At 39.1% G+C, this 18,878-nt stretch carries 15 protein-coding genes; 10 read left to right on the top strand and 5 right to left on the bottom strand.

Features of this window, described 5'->3' with window-relative positions; translation table 11 throughout:
- Position 1: 1 nt before the first annotated feature.
- Complete coding sequence (locus tag O1450_RS09900) at positions 2 to 2,176, bottom strand: AmpG family muropeptide MFS transporter (RefSeq protein WP_269228284.1); 2,175 nt, start codon at positions 2,174 to 2,176, stop codon at positions 2 to 4.
- 186 nt (positions 2,177 to 2,362) lie between these two features.
- Here O1450_RS09900 and O1450_RS09905 point away from each other — a divergent pair, with 186 nt between their 5' ends.
- Positions 2,363 to 4,990, top strand: coding sequence for a Lon protease family protein (locus O1450_RS09905; RefSeq protein ID WP_269228285.1), 2,628 nt, complete (start codon positions 2,363 to 2,365; stop codon positions 4,988 to 4,990).
- Positions 4,991 to 5,030: 40 nt separating this feature from the next.
- Here the strand turns inward: O1450_RS09905 and O1450_RS09910 are convergent, their stop codons facing one another.
- The 3 genes from O1450_RS09910 to surE all read right to left on the bottom strand — a co-directional run bounded on the left by O1450_RS09910 (position 5,031) and on the right by surE (position 7,803).
- Complete coding sequence (locus tag O1450_RS09910; protein WP_269228286.1) at positions 5,031 to 5,960, bottom strand: LysR family transcriptional regulator; 930 nt, start codon at positions 5,958 to 5,960, stop codon at positions 5,031 to 5,033.
- Between the two features lie 131 nt (positions 5,961 to 6,091).
- Positions 6,092 to 6,922 (bottom strand): peptidoglycan DD-metalloendopeptidase family protein, encoded by an 831-nt coding sequence (locus tag O1450_RS09915; protein WP_269228287.1) that lies wholly within the window; start codon positions 6,920 to 6,922, stop codon positions 6,092 to 6,094.
- Between the two features lie 110 nt (positions 6,923 to 7,032).
- Positions 7,033 to 7,803 (bottom strand): 5'/3'-nucleotidase SurE, encoded by a 771-nt coding sequence (gene surE, locus O1450_RS09920; protein WP_269228288.1) that lies wholly within the window; start codon positions 7,801 to 7,803, stop codon positions 7,033 to 7,035.
- A gap of 103 nt (positions 7,804 to 7,906) precedes the next feature.
- Between surE and O1450_RS09925 the strand changes: the two genes are divergently transcribed.
- From O1450_RS09925 to purB, 9 genes are all read left to right on the top strand, one after another.
- Positions 7,907 to 8,281, top strand: coding sequence for an MCR_0457 family protein (locus tag O1450_RS09925; protein WP_269228289.1), 375 nt, complete (start codon positions 7,907 to 7,909; stop codon positions 8,279 to 8,281).
- A gap of 146 nt (positions 8,282 to 8,427) precedes the next feature.
- Positions 8,428 to 8,829, top strand: a complete 402-nt coding sequence (locus O1450_RS09930; protein ID WP_269228290.1) for an MCR_0457 family protein — start codon at positions 8,428 to 8,430, stop codon at positions 8,827 to 8,829.
- Between the two features lie 113 nt (positions 8,830 to 8,942).
- Entirely contained in the window at positions 8,943 to 10,091 is a 1,149-nt protein-coding gene (dacC, locus tag O1450_RS09935) for a D-alanyl-D-alanine carboxypeptidase PBP5/6 (RefSeq protein ID WP_269228291.1), read from the top strand.
- A gap of 90 nt (positions 10,092 to 10,181) precedes the next feature.
- Positions 10,182 to 10,724, top strand: coding sequence for a gamma carbonic anhydrase family protein (locus O1450_RS09940; RefSeq protein WP_269228292.1), 543 nt, complete (start codon positions 10,182 to 10,184; stop codon positions 10,722 to 10,724).
- A 27-nt stretch (positions 10,725 to 10,751) separates the two neighbouring features.
- Complete coding sequence (locus O1450_RS09945; RefSeq protein WP_269228293.1) at positions 10,752 to 13,160, top strand: hypothetical protein; 2,409 nt, start codon at positions 10,752 to 10,754, stop codon at positions 13,158 to 13,160.
- A gap of 111 nt (positions 13,161 to 13,271) precedes the next feature.
- Positions 13,272 to 13,760: an NUDIX hydrolase gene (locus O1450_RS09950; protein ID WP_269228294.1), complete on the top strand. Its 489-nt coding sequence runs from the start codon at positions 13,272 to 13,274 to the stop codon at positions 13,758 to 13,760.
- 4 nt (positions 13,761 to 13,764) lie between these two features.
- Complete coding sequence (gene mnmA, locus O1450_RS09955; RefSeq protein WP_269228295.1) at positions 13,765 to 14,898, top strand: tRNA 2-thiouridine(34) synthase MnmA; 1,134 nt, start codon at positions 13,765 to 13,767, stop codon at positions 14,896 to 14,898.
- A gap of 18 nt (positions 14,899 to 14,916) precedes the next feature.
- Positions 14,917 to 15,648: a high frequency lysogenization protein HflD gene (hflD, locus tag O1450_RS09960; protein ID WP_269228296.1), complete on the top strand. Its 732-nt coding sequence runs from the start codon at positions 14,917 to 14,919 to the stop codon at positions 15,646 to 15,648.
- Positions 15,649 to 15,702: 54 nt separating this feature from the next.
- Positions 15,703 to 17,091 (top strand): adenylosuccinate lyase, encoded by a 1,389-nt coding sequence (purB, locus tag O1450_RS09965; protein WP_269228297.1) that lies wholly within the window; start codon positions 15,703 to 15,705, stop codon positions 17,089 to 17,091.
- A gap of 112 nt (positions 17,092 to 17,203) precedes the next feature.
- Here purB and O1450_RS09970 read toward each other — a convergent pair whose 3' ends face one another.
- Positions 17,204 to 18,877: a ShlB/FhaC/HecB family hemolysin secretion/activation protein gene (locus O1450_RS09970; protein WP_269228298.1), complete on the bottom strand. Its 1,674-nt coding sequence runs from the start codon at positions 18,875 to 18,877 to the stop codon at positions 17,204 to 17,206.
- Position 18,878: the final 1 nt, after the last annotated feature.

Below are 18,878 nucleotides of genomic sequence, written 5' to 3' on the forward strand. Positions count from 1 at the left end.
GTTATTCACCTGTCTGTTGAGTTGTTTGGTTTTCATGGTCACGCAATAGTTTCGCGACCCAAACCACAAGAATCAAAATTGGAATCCCAATTAAAGTCGTCATTAAAAAGAAATTTGGGTAGCCAATATTACTCACAATCGTTCCTGAATACCCCCCCAACAATTTGGGTGTGAGCGTCATTAAAGAACTGAAAATCGCATATTGAACCGCAGTAAATGACACACTGGTTAAGCTCGATAAAAAGGCAATAAAAGCCGCACCTGCCAAACCTGAAGCTAAATTATCTACAATAATGGCAAAATAGAGCCACAATGAGCTATAGCCTTTAATCACTTTGCCAGAGAGTTCTATTGTGCCTGACTGACTTGGATCGACCACAGCAATTGGCTGAATATCGACATCGAGTGCGGTTTCAACATGTGATGCAGTATTAATACGATATGATCTTGTTGCAAATAACTGGCTTGCACTATTATTTTTGAAATTAACAAAAGCTTTAATGGTTTTAGTGGAAGATGCTTGTAATAGCTTTCCATCTACAGCACCAGTAAATATTCCTTTATCATCCACTTTCGCAGTAAACTCTTGACCATCTAATTGAAGAACAACAGGCTTCTCCTCATTTAAGTCTTCAGCTTTAATCCCTGCCAGTTGCCCTTTAACCACCAAACTTTGTTTTAACTCTTTTGGTGTTAAATGGTCATCACTACTGATAGGTAATAGTTGAATCTGAGCGTGCTGAGCATTTACTAAATATGGTATTGCAAGAGTTACATTGGTATCGCTCTGATTTTGGTACTGAGTACTTACCTGTACCGAATTTGCTTTTGCTAAGACGTCATTCGGCACTTGTAATTTCCAATATCCAACATCATCAGTTTGCACTTGATAATGTTTATTTCCGACCTGAACCTCAAGTGGAGCAAGTGGTTTTCCTGATTTGACCAAGCCGATAAAGATTAAATTGGTTGAACTGGCCAACACTGCACCCACGAACATGAGTTTCATAATATTCATGCGCTGCGCTAATAAACCACCGAGAAAGCCACCAACTAAACTAAAGATCACACCATAGATTTTCACAGCCTCAGCAATTTGTTCTTTAGTGAAATTTAGATCTTGATAGAACACATTGGAAATCACTCCTGCAATAATGTCTGAGATGCGGAAAAAACCAATCAGCAGCAAAAGAACTAAGGCAAGTTTAATACCATAACGTTTGAAGAAATCTAAAATTGGGGCAACCCAAGTTTCTTTAGCCATTTGTTGATTCACGACGCCAGTTTTAACCAAACCAAAACCAACGAATAAAGCTGTGGCTGTAGCAGTTAAAAAACGCAGGGCTTCTAAACCAAATAAAGCTGCAGTGTCTTTAATATTTGCTGCTTTAGCGATAGTATCTGTCAAATTGCCAGAGTAAATATAACTGACCACAAAAGTTGTAACAGCAATAAAGAATACAAAGACTAAGCGATAGTAATCTGTAGTTTTATAATGTTTATCAACACGATTTACTTGTGGTTCACGAATACATAAAGTGGTAATAATACCAACCACCATGACTGCTGCCATGGTTAGATAAGTATATTTCCATGCTTCATAGATATAATTGCCTTTAGCTGTACCTAAATAAGCAGCAAGAAATAAAGCCCCCGCACCCGCCACGATCATCCCAATACGATAACCTGCGTTGTAAGTTGAAGCTAAAACCGTTTGCATCTCCCTTTCAGCAAGTTCAATACGATAAGCATCGATGACAATATCTTGAGTCGCTGCCGAGAATCCTAATAAAACGGCACCAACTGCCATTTGAATTAAATAGCTTTGTCCAAGTGCTGGGTCGGAAAATGCCATAATACAAATTGCACATATAATCAAAGACTGTGCAATCAACAACCAAGCACGGCGGCGACCTAAACTTTTCGTTAAAAATGGAACGGGCAATTCATCAATCAACGGTGCCCAAACGAATTTAAAAGAGTAACCTAATGCCGCCCAACTAAAAAATGTCACAGCACTTTTATCAATTCCTGCTTCACCAAGCCATAAAGACAAGCTAGAAAAAATCAATAAAATGGGAATCCCTGCCGAGAAACCAAGAAATAGCATAATCAGTGCACGGCGATCTAAAAAAGCTTTAAATGCGGATGCCCACCCAGTGGCTTGAGTTGTCATTGGTTATTATTTTCCATGAACATGCGTGAATGTGCCTATTCAATCGTTTCTTGCTCTTGCTTGCAAGTTGCTTTATGCAACCATTGTTTTGTTTTGTCGATAAAAAACACAAGTTCGCTTGATCTTTAGACCTAAAACTGTATACCTTTAATTACTTAACTTTCGTTTCTTTGTTGGATAGCAATAGTGACCCAAAAACTTGATCAAATGACTGCAACAACTTTATCTTCAACACCAAGAAACACGACTACAGCGAAAATCAATTCTTTACCAAGCGCCTTTGAGCAGACGGATATTCAAACGACACTTAAGAAAACAGCACTAACCCCTGAACAACTCACGCATCTTCTAAATTTAGCTGAGATTCCGAGTTCAACGAAACGTATCAAACCCCTTAATAACTTTCTTGGGCAAGATCGTGCACGTGCTTCAGTAGAAGCTGGTATTTCCTTGCCATACTCTGGCTATAATATTTTTGCAGTAGGCACAGCTGGTCTTGGCAAACGCACCATGATTAAACGGTTGCTTCAGCAACACGCTAAAAGCATGCCTACGCCAAACGATTGGGTTTATGTCAATAACTTCAAAAATCCAAGACAACCCATTGCACTACGCTTTCCTGCAGGACAAGGTATAAAATTTCAAAATGCTTTACAGCAAACATGGCAAATCATACTAAAACAATTGGAACGTCGTTTTAGTGCTGAAAGCTATCACAATCGCATTGAACGCATTCGTCAAGATACAGGTGACGTCCAACAGCAAGCGTTGATAGAACTCACAAAAGAGGGACAAGAACTCGATTTAAAATTGATTTCTCGTGATGACAAACACGTGTTTATTCCAATGCAGCTCATAGAAAATGAATATCAAGAATTAACAAAAAATGATCTTGATGCTCTAAGCAGCAAAGACCGTGCTGAAATCACATCCAACATGCGTTATATGGAGAAAAAACTAGAGCGTTTAGGGTTACATCTTGGTGATTTAGAAGATGATGCTCGTGATCAAGTATCAATTTTAAACCGTGAAATTGCCACTCAAGTGGTTACACCACGTATGGAGTCGATTTTAAATAAAAACAAAGAAGTAAAAAGTCTCGACTTATACCTAAAACATTATGCTGAAGATATTATTGATAATGTTGAGCTGATTTTAGAACAAGAAGAAGATGACTTTACACCTGCTTTATTCAACCGTGTTCCTTCACGCTATCAAGCCAATGTGATCGTTGCCAATAAGCCAAATAGTGGTGCACCTGTTATTTTCGAAGATTTTCCAACACACTACAATTTATTGGGTCATGTTGAACAACTTACACATAATGGTACGATTACCACCGATTTCACCTTAATTCGCCCAGGTTCATTACATCAAGCCAACGGTGGCTTCCTAATGCTTGAAGCAGAGCAGTTGCTTGAACAACCTTATGCATGGCAAGGTTTAAAACGTGCATTGAAGTCAGGTCAGCTCAAACTTTCATCTTTGGAACACATGCTAACATTAACAGGCAGCATTTCGATTGAACCCGCTTCTGTTCCTTTAGATATCAAAGTCGTTTTACTGGCAGAACCTGAAATTTACTATGAAATTTTAGAAGTTGAACCTGAGCTAGGCAGTGTCTTTAAAATTCGCGCTGATTTTACCGATACCTTGCAACGCAATAACAGCAATGAACAAGCCTATATGCAACTGATTGCAGACTATGTTCAAGCAGATAAATTACTTCCATTTGATCGTTCCGCACTTGCAGCTTTACTCACTGATTCTAGCCGTCAAGCAGAAGATCAAAGCTCACTCTCACTACATGCATCTACACTCGGTGATTTAATTCGTGAAGCACATCATCATGCCTTTAAAGCCGATGATAAAATCGTCACTGATCAGCACGTTAATCAAGCCTTGCAGCATCGCCAATATCGCTTAGGCTATTTAAGAGAGCTTTATTGGCAAGATCTCTCACGTGGTACGCAGCTCATTGAAACTACAGGACATCGCCTAGGTCAAATCAATGCCTTGTCTGTAATTCACTATGCAGATGTTGAGTTCGGTTTACCCTCTCGTCTCACCGCATCCGTTTATCAAGGTGGTGGTGATATTTTAGATATTGAACGCAGTGTCGAGTTAGGCGGTTCGCTTCATGCCAAAGGCGTGTTGCTCATGTCAAGCTTCTTAAAAGCACACTTTGGCCGTGAACAAATCTTACATTTCTCCGCAGCATTGGCGTTTGAGCAAAGCTATGGACAAGTGGATGGCGATAGTGCCACTGTTGCAGAACTTTCAGCTTTAATTTCTGCAATCTCTCAAATTCCGATTGATCAATCATGGGCGATTACAGGTTCTATGAACCAACTCGGTCAAGTACAACCAATTGGTGGAGTGAATGCAAAAATCGAAGGTTTCTACGATGCATGTAAACTTCAAGGCTTAACAGGCAAACAAGGCGTCATTATTCCCCGTCAAAACATGCAACATTTGATGCTACGTCAAGATGTAATTGAAGCGGTTCAAGCAGGTCAGTTCCATGTCCATGCGATTGAAACTATTGATCAAGCCTTAGAAATTCTAATGGCTCGTCCAGTAGGTACACTAGATAAGAAAGGTCGATATAGTAAAAATTCAATCTATGCTGCCGTTATGGAACAACTTGAGTATTGGCAAGCAATTGAAGATGGCGAAGCTGTTGAAGATGATGAGCCTAAGAAAAAGAAAAAGCGGAAAAAGACCAAAAAAGCGGAAACTGAGACAAAATCTTCAGAAGAATCTACTGTTGAAGCTAAAAGCTTAAAATTACTTCGTAAGAAGAATAGGTAAAATGAAAAGGCCATGTTTTTAAATAAACATGGCCTTTTTCTTAGGCTACACCCTGTAGAGATCTTCCACCAGGTAATTGAACAAAATATTGTTTTAATGCGTCAATACAACGATGTACTTTCATTGGGTATTGTTCACGCTTAGAAGTTAAAGCATGAAGTGTATATGCAGGAAGTTGCCAATCAGGTAGAACTTCAACTAAAGACCCATTGATCAACTCTTTTTGAATATCCATATAGAGAATACGCGCGATACCATGCCCTTGTTGACACAAGGATTTAGCAACAAAAACATTGTTTGTGCCTAAGCGTGTTTTCATATCAACATTGACAATTTCACCACTCAAACCATGACGGAAGGCAAAATGTTGATAATTTTGCATCAAGGTAACAGGTAATAATTCGTGATTTCGTAAATCTTCTGGGCGAGTAATAGGTGATGCTTGATTGAGATAACTTGGCGATGCAACGAGAACCTGATCAACTCTCGCTAAAGGTACTGCGGTGAGCTGATGATCATCAACACGCAAGCTCATCCGTATTGCGATATCAATCCGCTCTTCAATCAAATCTATATAACGATGGTCTGCTTCAAAATGAATCGCTAGACCTTTATGTGCCGACATCCAATGAGATAGTGCTGGAATGACATGCAAGGCACCTAATTCAGGTGTCGTCGCAATACGTAAATCTCCAACAAGATCGTCGCGGAGTTCATTGATACGAATTTTGCCACGTTCAGCGGCAGCCAACATTTCTTGACAACTGAGAAAAAATGCTTGTCCTGCTTCTGTAAGACTGAGTTTTCGAGTAGAACGATGAAGTAAAGTGACATCCATTTCATGTTCTAAAGAACGAATTTGTTGACTGACTGCACTTGTTGTAATTCCTAATTCTCGTGCTGCACCACTAAAAGAACTTTTTTCAACAACGCAAGCGAAGACCCCCATTGCACGCAATTGATCTAGCATAGACTTCCCTCTTAATTTATTAAAATATGCTTATTGTTCTAATTAAAGCAATCTCAATAAGTATACAGGGAAGTCTACCCTTAAACTAGCGATTATTAATAATTTATTGAAAGATTATTAATTAGGCTATTTTAGTTTGGTAAAACTGTCATTGGATTCACAGGCTTACCATCTAAACGAACTTGGAACTCAAGCATGATACGTGAAGCACCTGAAGAACCCATTTCTGCAATTTTTTGACCAGCAGTCACATTATCTCCACTCTTGACTAACATCTTACTGTTATGTGCATACGCCGTAATATAACCATCAATATGCTTAATCAAGACTAGATTTCCATATTCTTTTAAACCATCAGCAGCATAGACCACTTGCCCATTTGCAGCAGCAAAAATTGGATCACCTTCATTACCACCGTAACGTGTTCCTTTGACGTTATTCGCCAAATTGAAACTTTGAATGATCGCTCCATTTGATGGTTTTACCCAACGTAAACTCGAAGCAAGCGTCGTTGAAGACGGTGTAACAGGATTTGCTGGAATAACAGCTTTTGGTATAACAGGCTGTGTTTTAGGAACAACAGGTTGTTGTGTGGGTAAGTTAATCGTTTGACGTTGAATCGGCGTGGTTTGTACCACTGCTTGTGTAGATGTCGTTCGTTGTGCAATAGAACCTTTTAACCGTAATGATTGATTGACATAAATACGATAAGGCGGCGCAATATCATTCAGCGCAGCAACATCTAAATAATTCAATCCATAACGATTTGAAATTGCACTCAGCGTATCGCCTGAACGTACTGTGTAATAATTGGGTGCTTGCTGTACATAACGATTACCACCTTTTGCTTGTGGTTTTGATGCACAACCTGTAACGACGACAATGCTTGTTACTGCCATAGACAACACGATTGTTTTAATCATTTTTCGTGACAGAAAAATCGAGACATGGTTTAAATGCATCTTCGCCCTCATCGAAAAAACCTTAATTTATTTGCGCCTAAGAGTACCAAAAAAGTGAGAAAAAACGAGTTCTCACTTTCTATATTCACAAAGTTATAACATAGCCACTGCTAACCATTTACATGAAGATGTAAATTGTCGAGTACAGCATAATTAGTTGCATCCATTTGAATCGGCGTGATACTGACATAACCATTCGCGACAGCAAAGAAATCAGACTGAATATGACTTGAAGCGGATTGAGGTTCTGTAACCGCCTCACCGGCTAAACCAATCCAATAGACTTGGCGACCACGTGGATCAACATGGCTACTAATTGGTTTGGATTGTGCTCTACGACCTTGATAGGTGATTTGTGTCCCTTTAATTTGCTCAACATCTGGGATATTAATATTAAAAATATGACGGGGCGGCAAAATTGGTAGCCCATTCGCAATAAAATCATGAACCCATTGTGCAGCTTTCGCATAATGCTCTGGATGTTCATAGGAACGTACATTTGAACCTGCTAATGAAACTGCGATTGCAGGATGTTTCATTAGGCGACCTTCAAATGCAGCACCAACCGTACCTGAATATAGAACATCATCGCCGAGGTTTGCGCCACTATTAATACCACTGACAACAAGATCAAATTCAAAATCGAATAGACCATTCATTGATAAATAAACACAATCTGCGGGCGTTCCATTCACAGCCCAAACATCTTCTGCAATTGGAATAGGTCGTAAAGGACGATCTAAAGTTAAAGCACTTGAGTAACCACTACGCTCACTTTCAGGTGCAACCACGACGACGCGTCCTAAAGGCTTTAACGCTTGTGCTAGAGCCTGTAAGCCTGGTGCAAAAACACCATCATCATTTGCTATTAAAATATTCACTTTGATCCTGTCTCTTTAAATGTTACTACGTAGTTTTTTCAATTGAATTATTCAGTGAATTATATATATTTGTAACTTCATAGTATTAGAAATTTATGCCGCCATGAGACATTTATCTACTTTTATCCGTGTTTTAGGGGTAAGTTTTTCACTTCTAACAGCACCCGCAATTTTTGCAAACACAACGGTTTCAGCTAAAGAAGCAGATGCACTTATCAAAGATGATATTGCCAATGCGCAAGTCCTCATTGAAATGTGCCCAAGCATAATTGGAAAAAATGCTAAATTTGACGAAAACATCAAAAAGATGGTGGCTTCTTATTTAAGCACCTATTCTGATAAGTCAGCTTCCCTTGAGAGTCTACAAAAGGATGGAGAATTCCAATCTTTATTGAAAGATGCTCGTGAAGCAGCGAAAGAAGTTGAAAAAGCTGAACAAAAGTCAGTATGTGACGATGTATTGAATTTTGAAGGCTAATAGCTCAATCACAAATTTGTGGTTTTAAATTTTAATATTTAAAGCCACACAACCCCACTTCCCTACAGCAAACATACAATTTATTCATATTTTTATGCTATAAGCTATTCAAATTCTTTAAGTCTTGTTTCTGAGTTTGAGTTCTTATGAAGAAAAGTTTTTTCAAAACACTAGGTTTATCATTTCTCATTACTTCTAGTCTTTTCACAACAACTGTATTTGCCGCAGAAAAAAAATCTGAACCTGAAAAAATTGAAGTTACACCAACATCTGAAGGCGTGACTCCTCAAGAACTTGCTGCAATTTATGTATTGTCAGAAATCTGCCCAGATTTAATTGGCAAAGATCTAAAATTTAATAAAGCATATGACAACCTCGTCAAATCATATTTATCAAATGAACCAAATGCTGTAGACATCCTCAATAAACGTGCTAAAACCAAAGAGTTCCAAGCTCCTCTTGCTGAAGCGCGTAAAGATGCCAAGGCTGCATCTGAAGATGATAATCGTCAAATTTGCGATGATGTTCGGAATTATTATTCTAAGTAACTGATTAGTTACAATACTGCATGAAAAAGCCGACTTCTGCCGTAGAAGTCGGCTTTGCTTTGTCCTAAAATGCTAGGCTCATCTGCTTCACACAAGATATTGGAACACCTAGAATGACTCAAAAAAGCGCTCTTGCTGCATTATTACTTTTGCCAAGCCTTTCATATGCAGCGACTGTCCTACCGTCTCCACCAGAATTAAATAATAAATCCTATGTATTGATGGATTACGAGACAGGACAAATCCTTGCTGCAAAAAACGAAAATGAAAAACTCGCACCCGCTTCTATGACCAAAATGATGACAAGCTACATCATAGAACAAAAACTTTTAAAGGGTGAATTAACAGACAACGAACAAGTCCGTATGAATGAATCAGCATGGTGTCGTGGTACCAGTGCTGAATCATGTATGTATGTACCATTAAATGGTACAGCAACTGTTCTAGAAATGTTACGTGGTATTATTATTCAATCAGGCAATGATGCATCTAAAGCAATGGCCGAACACATTGCGGGCAACGAGGGTACATTTGCCCACATGATGAACCAAGAAGCCAAACGTATTGGTATGGTGAATACTCACTTTATCAATGCAACAGGTATGCCTGCTGAAGGTCATTACTCAACTGCTAAAGATATGGCTGTACTAGCGCAACATATTATTAAAGATAGCTCTAAATACTATCCAATCTATTCGGAAAAAGAATTTACGTTTAATGGTATTAAACAAGGCAACCGTAATGCTTTGCTTTATACAGATCCAAGTGTTGATGGTTTAAAAACAGGACATACTGATGAAGCGGGTTATTGCCTAACCACTTCAAGTAAACGTGGACCAATGCGTTTGATCTCAGTGATCTTTGGCACACCAAGCATGAATGAACGTGCTAGTCAAACTCGTACATTGTTAGCATGGGGCTTTGCAAACTTCGAGACTGCAAATGTACAACCTGCTAACCAAGTGCTTGCTAAAGCCAAAGTATGGTTTGGTAAAGAAGATAATGTTCAAATTGGTCTTGCTGAAAACTTCAACGTAACCATGCCTAAAGGTCAAGCGGACAAAATCAAAACTCAGCTTGTAGTTCAACCTAAATTGAATGCGCCTTTAGCCAAAGGTCAAGTTGTGGGTAAATTAGTGGCAAGCCTTGATGGTAAAGTCATTGCAGAGAAACCACTGGTTGCATTAAAGCCTGTTGAAGAAGCAAGCTTCTTTGCACGTATGATTGACCATATCAAAATGTTCTTCAGTAACTTATTCTAATTTTAGAATAGACTAATTAAGCATTCATGCTCTTGGGCATGAATGCTTTTTTATTTTATAATTCCATCATATTTTGTTTTGAAGCTTCTAATGACTAAGAACATTCGTCCGTATCTCGATCAAACACCTGATGTTGATTCAAGCTGTTATGTAGATGACATGTCTGTGGTAATTGGTGATGTCAAATTAGCAGAGAATGTTTCTGTTTGGCCCTTTGCCGTGATTCGTGGTGATGTGCATTCGATTCAAATTGGCAAAAATAGTAATGTGCAAGACCACTGTATGTTACACGTCAGCCATAAAAACCAAGCTAAACCAAATGGTTCACCTTTAGTCATTGGTGAAGATGTGACGGTTGGACATCATGTGACTTTACATGGTTGTACCATTGGTAATCGTGTCCTGATCGGGATTAATACCGTTGTTTTAGATGACGTGATTATTGAAGATGATGTAATGATTGGAGCAGGTAGCCTTGTGCCACCACGTAAAGTGTTAAAAAGCGGTTATCTCTATGTCGGTAGTCCAGTACAACAAGTTCGTGCGCTGACTGAAAAAGAAATGGAATTTTTACCTTATTCAGCACGCCATTATGTGAAAGTTAAGGATAATCATTTAGATCAAGCTCAATAATAGAAATATATATTTTAGGATTTTAAAATGTCATTGTATGAATCTTTAAAAAAAGTAAAAAGTGAAGAAGACGTTAAAGATGCTTATATTAAAGCATTGGGGCTAAAAGGTTACACCAAAGGTTTAATCGACATTCAAACCGAAGAGATTTGGTTTGAAGCAAAAGATACAGGTAAACACAGCAGTTATGCCATGTTTACCCAACTTTTGCATTATGTGCAACAATCGCTGAATAAAGGCGAAACTGTTCCACCCTTTCTTGCGGTAATTGATACCGAAAAAGCTGCAATTATGAAAAGCAGTGATGTAATTCCATTTTTAGAAAAGAAAACCGTAAAATGGGGTAAATCTGCTAGCCAATATACCCAAGAGGCATTAGAAGCGATTTCCGCCTATATTGGGACATATTTTGTCTCGTTCAAATTGGCGACACATGAAGAAGAATTTATTTCTACGGTCAAAGCAGCCATAAAATCGGGCGATATTATTCGTACCCAAATTACCCCTGACAATTTAAAACAAGTGTTTGATAAATGGGTGGTGATGATTGGCAAAGAGCTGTTAGGTGTTGCCAATGAAGATTATGCCTTGCTGTTTTTTGCGGATATTATGAATGATGGCAAAATCAGCACCCATAAAGACCTACCTGCCAAACTGATATTTATGGATGATAAACCTGCATTTATGCTGAATGGCAATATGTATGAGTTAGGCAATAAAGAAGGTTATCGTCGGTTTTGGGCGATTTATCACCGTCCGCCTAAAGAAGAATATCGTAATTACTTGCTTGAACGCCGAGACAGTTTAATTGCCATTGATGAACGTAGTTTTAAAGGCGCATTTTATACGCCCTTGCATGTGGTGGATAAAGCCTATGATATGTTAAGTGAAACTTTAGGCAAAAATTGGCAAAAAAATTATGTGGTGTGGGATATGTGTTGTGGCGTGGGCAATTTGGAAGTCAAACATTCCAACCACCGTAATATTTTTATGAGTACGCTTGACCAAGCCGATGTCGATGTGATGAAAGCCACTAAAACTTGTGTGGCTGCGACACGTTTTCAATATGATTATCTCAATGATGATATTACTGATGATGGCAAAATTGATTACAGCCTCAGCAATAAAGTACCGCAAGCCTTACGTGATGCGATTACTGAAGGCAAAAAAATACTGATTTTAATCAATCCGCCTTATGCGGAAGCTATGAATGTAGACAATGTAACAAAATCTGCTGGTAAAAATGCCGAAGTAAAAACAGGAGTTGCAAGTACACAAACAGCCCAATTTATGAAAGATATGGGTTATGCTTCTCGTGAACTATTTACTCAGTTTCTAGTCCGCTTAGCGATTGAAATTCCTAATGCTACTTTGGCTATGTTTTCAACACTAAAATACGTTAACGCACCTAATTTTCAAGCATTTAGAGAACAATGGAGTGCACAATATTTAGGTGGTTTTGTAGTGCATAGTAAAGCCTTTGATGGCTTAAAAGGAAACTTTCCAATTGGGTTTTTAGTTTGGAAAACCAATCAACTTTCAAAAAATAAAAATGTTATTGACTCAATCACAACTGAAACCATAGATAAAAAAGCTCAACCGATTGGAGAAAAGCAGTTCTTTAACATATCAACCGATAATTTTTTAAGTGAATGGATTACACGTCCACGTTCAAATAAAGTAGATGCTATTCCATTAAAGAATGCGGTTACACCAACGACAAATACGAAAGACGTTCGAGGTGATAAATGGGCAGATGGTGCAATTGGTAGCATGATTTGTAAAGGTAATGATTTTCAAAATGCCGCAACACAAACCGCATTACTGTCTTCTGGTTATTGTAGTGCAGGTGCTTTTTTTGTCACCGCCGAAAACCTTTGGCAAGCGGCGATTATATTTTCAGTCCGTCGCCTCATAAAACCCACTTGGCTCAATGACCGTGACCAGTTTTTACAACCGACCGAAGTACTCAGCGATGAATTTAAACAGGATTGTTTAATCTGGATGTTGTTTAATGGCAGTAACTTAACCGCCAGTGCCAATGATTTAGAATGGAATAATCAAAAGTGGTCGATTGTGAATCGTTTTATTCCTTTTAGTGAAAGCGAAGTGGGTGCGCCAGACCGTTTTGAAAGTGATTTTATGTTGCAATATTTAAAAGGCAAAAAATTCAGCAGTGAAGCAAAAAAAGTGTTAGCCGAAGGTAAAAAACTCTGGCAAGCCTACTTTAAACATACTGATAATCATACGGTGAGAGAAGAATTTAAACTCAATCGTACTGATGTTGGTTGGTATCAAATCCGTATGGCGTTAGTTGCGCGCAATGAAAGCGATGATTATACGCCCGTGTCGTTTGAAGCGTTTAAAACTGCTTATACTGCTTTGGGTGATAAATTACGCCCACAAGTCTATGAATTAGGTTTTTTAAAAACTTGATATTTTAGCTGAGCAATCAAAGGCTGTATTTGTAATGACTCCGACATGTATAACCTAGCCAGCACGCCCCAAATTTTGTAGAATACGTTTTTTAAAATCATGGTGCTTTCTATGACCGCTTGGACACCTCATGTCACAGTCGCCACTGTAGTCGAAAAAGACGGACGTTTTCTGTTTGTTGAAGAACACAGCGAAGGCTTTGTACATACCGTGTTTAATCAACCTGCGGGTCATGTCGAATGTGGCGAAACCATTGTTGAAGCAGCCATCCGTGAGACCTTAGAAGAAACAGGTCATCATGTTGAAATTGATCATCTGCTCGGTATTTATACCTATACTCCCCCGATGTTTCCAGATCGTACCTATTACCGTTTTTGCTTCTTGGCACATGTCACGACAGTTGAGGAAAATGCACAACTCGATACAGGTATTGTTGGTGCTGTGTGGATGAATTTAGAAGAACTACAAGAATCTGCTCGTGCGCGTAGCCCATTGGTTTTAAAAGCTGTTGAAGATGCTCTTGCTGGCAAAAAATACCCTTTATCGCTTATTTACGAGCACCCTTTTTCTCCCTCATTCACTTCTCATTTGGATGCTTAATTAGATGCAACAACGTGTCATCGTCGGTATGTCTGGTGGTGTAGACTCCTCTGTTTCTGCCGCACTATTACTTCAACAAGGATATCAAGTTGAAGGTCTTTTCATGAAAAATTGGGAAGAAGATGATGGTACGGACTACTGCACTGCACTTGAAGACTTAGCCGATGCACAAGCCGTTGCAGATAAAATTGGTATCAAGCTACATACTGCTAATTTTGCGATGGAATATTGGGATCGAGTATTCGAGCACTTTTTGGCAGAATATGCGGCAGGTCGTACCCCAAACCCAGATATTCTGTGTAATAAAGAAATTAAATTTCGTGCATTTTTAGATCACGCCATGACCTTGGGTGCAGACTTTATCGCAACGGGTCACTATGCGCGTCGTGGTGCAAGTCTACAAAACTCACGTGGTGAAACCTACGCACCTTTATTACGTGGTGTCGATAATAATAAAGACCAGACTTATTTCTTACATGCGGTACATGGTCGTGAAATTAACAAGACTCTATTCCCTGTGGGCGAAATTGAGAAACCAGAAGTTCGCCGCATTGCAGAAGAGTTAGATTTGGCAACCGCCAAGAAAAAAGACTCGACTGGCATCTGCTTTATTGGTGAACGCCGTTTTACCGATTTCTTAAAACAATATTTACCTGCACAAGCTGGAAAAATTGTTTTGGAGTCAGGTAAAGAAGTTGGTGAACATCATGGCTTGATGTACTATACGCTGGGTCAACGTGGTGGTATTGGTATCGGTGGTATGAAAGGTGTACAAGAAGGTGCATGGTTCGTACTCCATAAAGATATTGCCAATAATCGCTTGGTGATTGGTCAAGGACATGAGCACCTACTCATGCAAAGCACACAGCTTTGGAGTGAGTCGATTGATTGGGTCGCAGGTGAACAGGACATTCCAAATACAGGATTCCGATGCACGGCAAAAACCCGTTATCGTCAGCCTGATCAAGCGTGTACAATTTATCGTGATGAACAAACTGAAAATGGTATTCGCGTTGAGTTTGACGAAGCACAACGTGCTGTGACTCCTGGGCAAAGTGTAGTGTTCTACTCAGGAGAGGTTTGCTTAGGTGGTGGTGTAATTCACCATACCAATGCACCTGAACCAGATTTTATTTAAGGAAATTGGAAGCAAAGCATGGTGGAGTTACCCTTTCAGCACGCCCAAGCGTTGAATGTTCGACAAAATCGTGCTTTGGCATTGGCTGCTGTGTTTCAAGCAACTCAGCTCACGCATATGACTGCAATAGCGGGTCAGCAAAGTATTGGCGATAGCGGTAATTTTTATTTTGAACTACTGATTAAAGCCAGTCTTAATATTCGCCCAGCCACCAATAATGCCACTCAAACTTTAGATTTTTTTAATCAACTTGCAGATATCTCTCTTGGTTTAAAAACATTAGAAGGTTGTATAACCCAACCTTTTAATACTGCGCCTAAATCTCGTATTCCGAAAATGTCGACTGCTAAACTCCCAATGTCTTATGCAATGGCGTTATTGCAATTAGAAAAGAAAGTGTATAGCAATCCTGAATACGTCAAAATTATCGAAGCAGCTCAGCAAAAAATATTAAAACAGCTTTCATTTTTCGATAACAACTATTTGCATCCAAGTATTATCGCCAACCTTGCACAAACTTATGTGGAAACAGCAGGACAAATCAATCCTCGTATTTTAGTTCGCGGTAATGCTGAAGCATTTAAAGACATCAATCATACCAACCGTATTCGTGCATGCTTATTTACTGGCTTACAACTTGCACATTTATGGAAGCAGCTCGGTGGTAGCTCTTGGAGTATGATTTTTAGCAAACATAAGTTGCTGCAAGATATTCAAGCTCTCGCTCGTTTGCAGTATCAGGTGGTATAAACCGATGCTGAGACGAATTTATTTTTATGTTTATTCCAAAATTAAGGAATCTGTATGAATGCTTTAACCGCACTCTCACCACTTGATGGACGTTATGCAAGCAAATGCGATGCGTTACGCCCTTTTTTGTCTGAGTTTGGTTTAATCCACGCTCGTGTTACGGTTGAAGTGCGTTGGTTACAAGCACTTGCAAATCGTGCAGAAATTATTGAAGTTCCTGCTTTTTCTGCTGAAACAAATGCAGCATTGGATGCAATCGTAACCAATTTTTCTGAAGAAGATGCGAATCGTATTAAAGAAATTGAACGTACGACGAACCATGATGTAAAAGCGGTTGAATACTTCCTTAAAGAAAAAATTGCGAATATTGATGAGCTACAAAATGCGGGCGAATTTATTCACTTTGCATGTACCTCTGAAGACATCAACAACTTGTCTCATGCATTAATGCTTAAAAATGGTCGTGAAGTTTTAGTTTCAAGCATGAAACAAATCCTCAATGCGATTTCTGCTTTGGCAATCACACATGCTGAACAACCAATGTTGTCTCGTACACATGGTCAAACTGCAAGCCCGACTACATTGGGTAAAGAGATGGCAAACGTTGCTTATCGTTTAGCGCGCCAAATCAAGCAATTTGAAAATGTAGAATTACTTGGTAAAATCAATGGTGCTGTAGGTAACTACAATGCTCACCTATCTGCTTACCCAGAAATTGACTGGGCTGCACATGCTCAAGCATTTGTAGAATCTTTAGGTTTAGCATTTAACCCATACACCACACAAATTGAGCCACACGATTATATGGCTGAATTGTTCGATGCATTACGTCGTTACAACACGATCTTGATTGATTTTAACCGTGATGTTTGGGGCTATATCTCACTGGGTTACTTCAAGCAAAAATTAAAAGACGGTGAAGTTGGTTCATCAACCATGCCTCATAAAGTAAACCCAATTGACTTCGAAAATTCTGAAGGTAACTTAGGTATCGCAAATGCGGTATTGGGTCATCTTGGTGAAAAACTTCCTGTTTCTCGCTGGCAGCGTGATTTAACTGACTCAACTGTTCTTCGTAACATGGGTGTTGGTTTTGCACAAAGCTTGATTGCTTTTGATGCTTGCTTAAAAGGTATTGGTAAACTTGAGTTGAACGCGAACCGTTTAAATGAAGATTTAGACCAAGCACAAGAAGTACTTGCAGAGCCAATCCAAACTGTTATGCGTCGTTATAACGTTGAAAAACCTTACGAAAAATTAAAAGCATTGACTCGTGGTCAAGCAATGACGCGTGAGATGATGGTGAACTTTGTCAAAGGTGATGAACTTGCACAAGTTCCAGCAGATGAACGCGCTCGCTTAGCTGAACTTAGCCCTGCAACTTACACAGGTAATGCGGCTGAACAAGCGAAACAAATTAATGATCTAATTAGCAAAATCTAAGTTTTGTTGATTAAAAAAGCAAAGCCTCGGCTTTGCTTTTTTATTTCTTAATTTTGCTCGTTAAAATCATCAGAATCCCAATGATTTTAACTGATCACAACTCGGTTCTTATTTAAAAACGTTTACTTAAATTAAGCCAAGCTTCGACGTCATTACGCTTATCGACACTATCAGGTTGTGAGCCTATCGGGAACCCTACAGTTAATGCTGCTTGCCATTGCATCGCATTTGACCAGTTTAGTCCAAAACCTGCACTACTAATCTGTTCTATATTTTTGCCTGTTAAACCACTCCACTCTCGTGCTTGGTGTTTAACCGTTGCTGTATCGACATAGATCTTCGCTGCAAGTTGATTTTGTGCAGAAGCATATAAACTCTGTCTAAGTTCAGACAAAACGTAATATCCAGTTGAACCACTTAACGCACTATTCTTATATCCTGCAATATTCGACGCACCACCAACACTAAATTGCTGAGCGCTATCTAAATTATCAGGGCTATATTGTGCTTGTAAAGCTGCATAGATTTGGGTTTTTGAACCATTTAAATTTTGCAAGCGAGAGACATTCATAAAGGCACTAACAAATTCACCTTGTGTTTTTGCCGTTGCTTGATCACCAAGTTCTGCCATCGCATTTTTAAAATTAACCCGTCCAATATCTGTTGCAACGCCAAGTTGAGTTAAACCGCCACCTGCAAAATCATCATATTGAGAAGCATCTAAACGAATACGCCCAACATCAATATTCCGATCCCGATAAATTTCTGCGACGTTAATATCATCTTTCAGGCGTTTATGATCATATTCCACACCCAAAATCACTTCACTACGATTATTCAATAATATTGGTTGATTCAACCATACACTGATTTGTTGTGCTGTGCCCGTCGCATCTAAAGCTTTATATTCTTTACCTAACTCATAGGCTAAATCAGAATAACTCGCACCTAGACGTGTACCGATACCATTCATTGTTGCTTCGTAGGCCAGTCGACCAAAGTTTAGATTGCCCGATGTCATGCCATCCACAGTCAAGCGATCACCCAAACCCAAAGCATTATTGACTGCAACGCCAGCATTTAAACGCACTTCATGGGTATATTCATTGCCATAATTATCTAAACCGACATAGCCTGTCAGTGATGATGTTGGCTGAATATCAATTGTTAAATCACTAGTTCCAGCATAACGCCCTGCGCTAATGATATTACGTGTTTGAATCCCATCTAAACGATTCAACAATTTAAGCTGCTGCTGTAAAGTCGCCGAATCAATAATATTGCCTGATTGTAGAGGCTGCAAAATAGCTTGGATTAAGTGTGGCGAAGTTTTGGTTTGATTATTGATAATGATACGGTCATATTTTGCCTCCAAAATCGCAATCTTAACCACACCATTTTTCAAACTTTGTACAGGTAAATACGCCCGACTATAGGGATAACCCTGCTGTTGATAATAAGTCGTAATCCGTTTCGTCAATTGCTGTAAATCAGCAAGTGTCAACATCTTAGTTTCAGCATCGGCAACCAAAGCATGTAAATCTGGTGTGCTAATGCTTTGATTTCCTGTAATTACAATCTGTTCAACTTTAACTTGCTGTTGAGCATCTGCTTGCGCGATTTGCATTTGTGCAGGCTGCTCAATATTCACCTCAGCTTGAGGTTGGTATTGCTGTATGGTTTGCTGTTGAAGAAGTAGTCCAGCATTTGGCACATTATCTGCAAAAACTGAAAAACTACTCAGTGAAAGCATACTGATCAATAATGTAGGCTTCGGATATAACATA

It is taken from the genome of Acinetobacter sp. TR11, from assembly GCF_027105035.1.
Lineage (GTDB): Bacteria > Pseudomonadota > Gammaproteobacteria > Pseudomonadales > Moraxellaceae > Acinetobacter.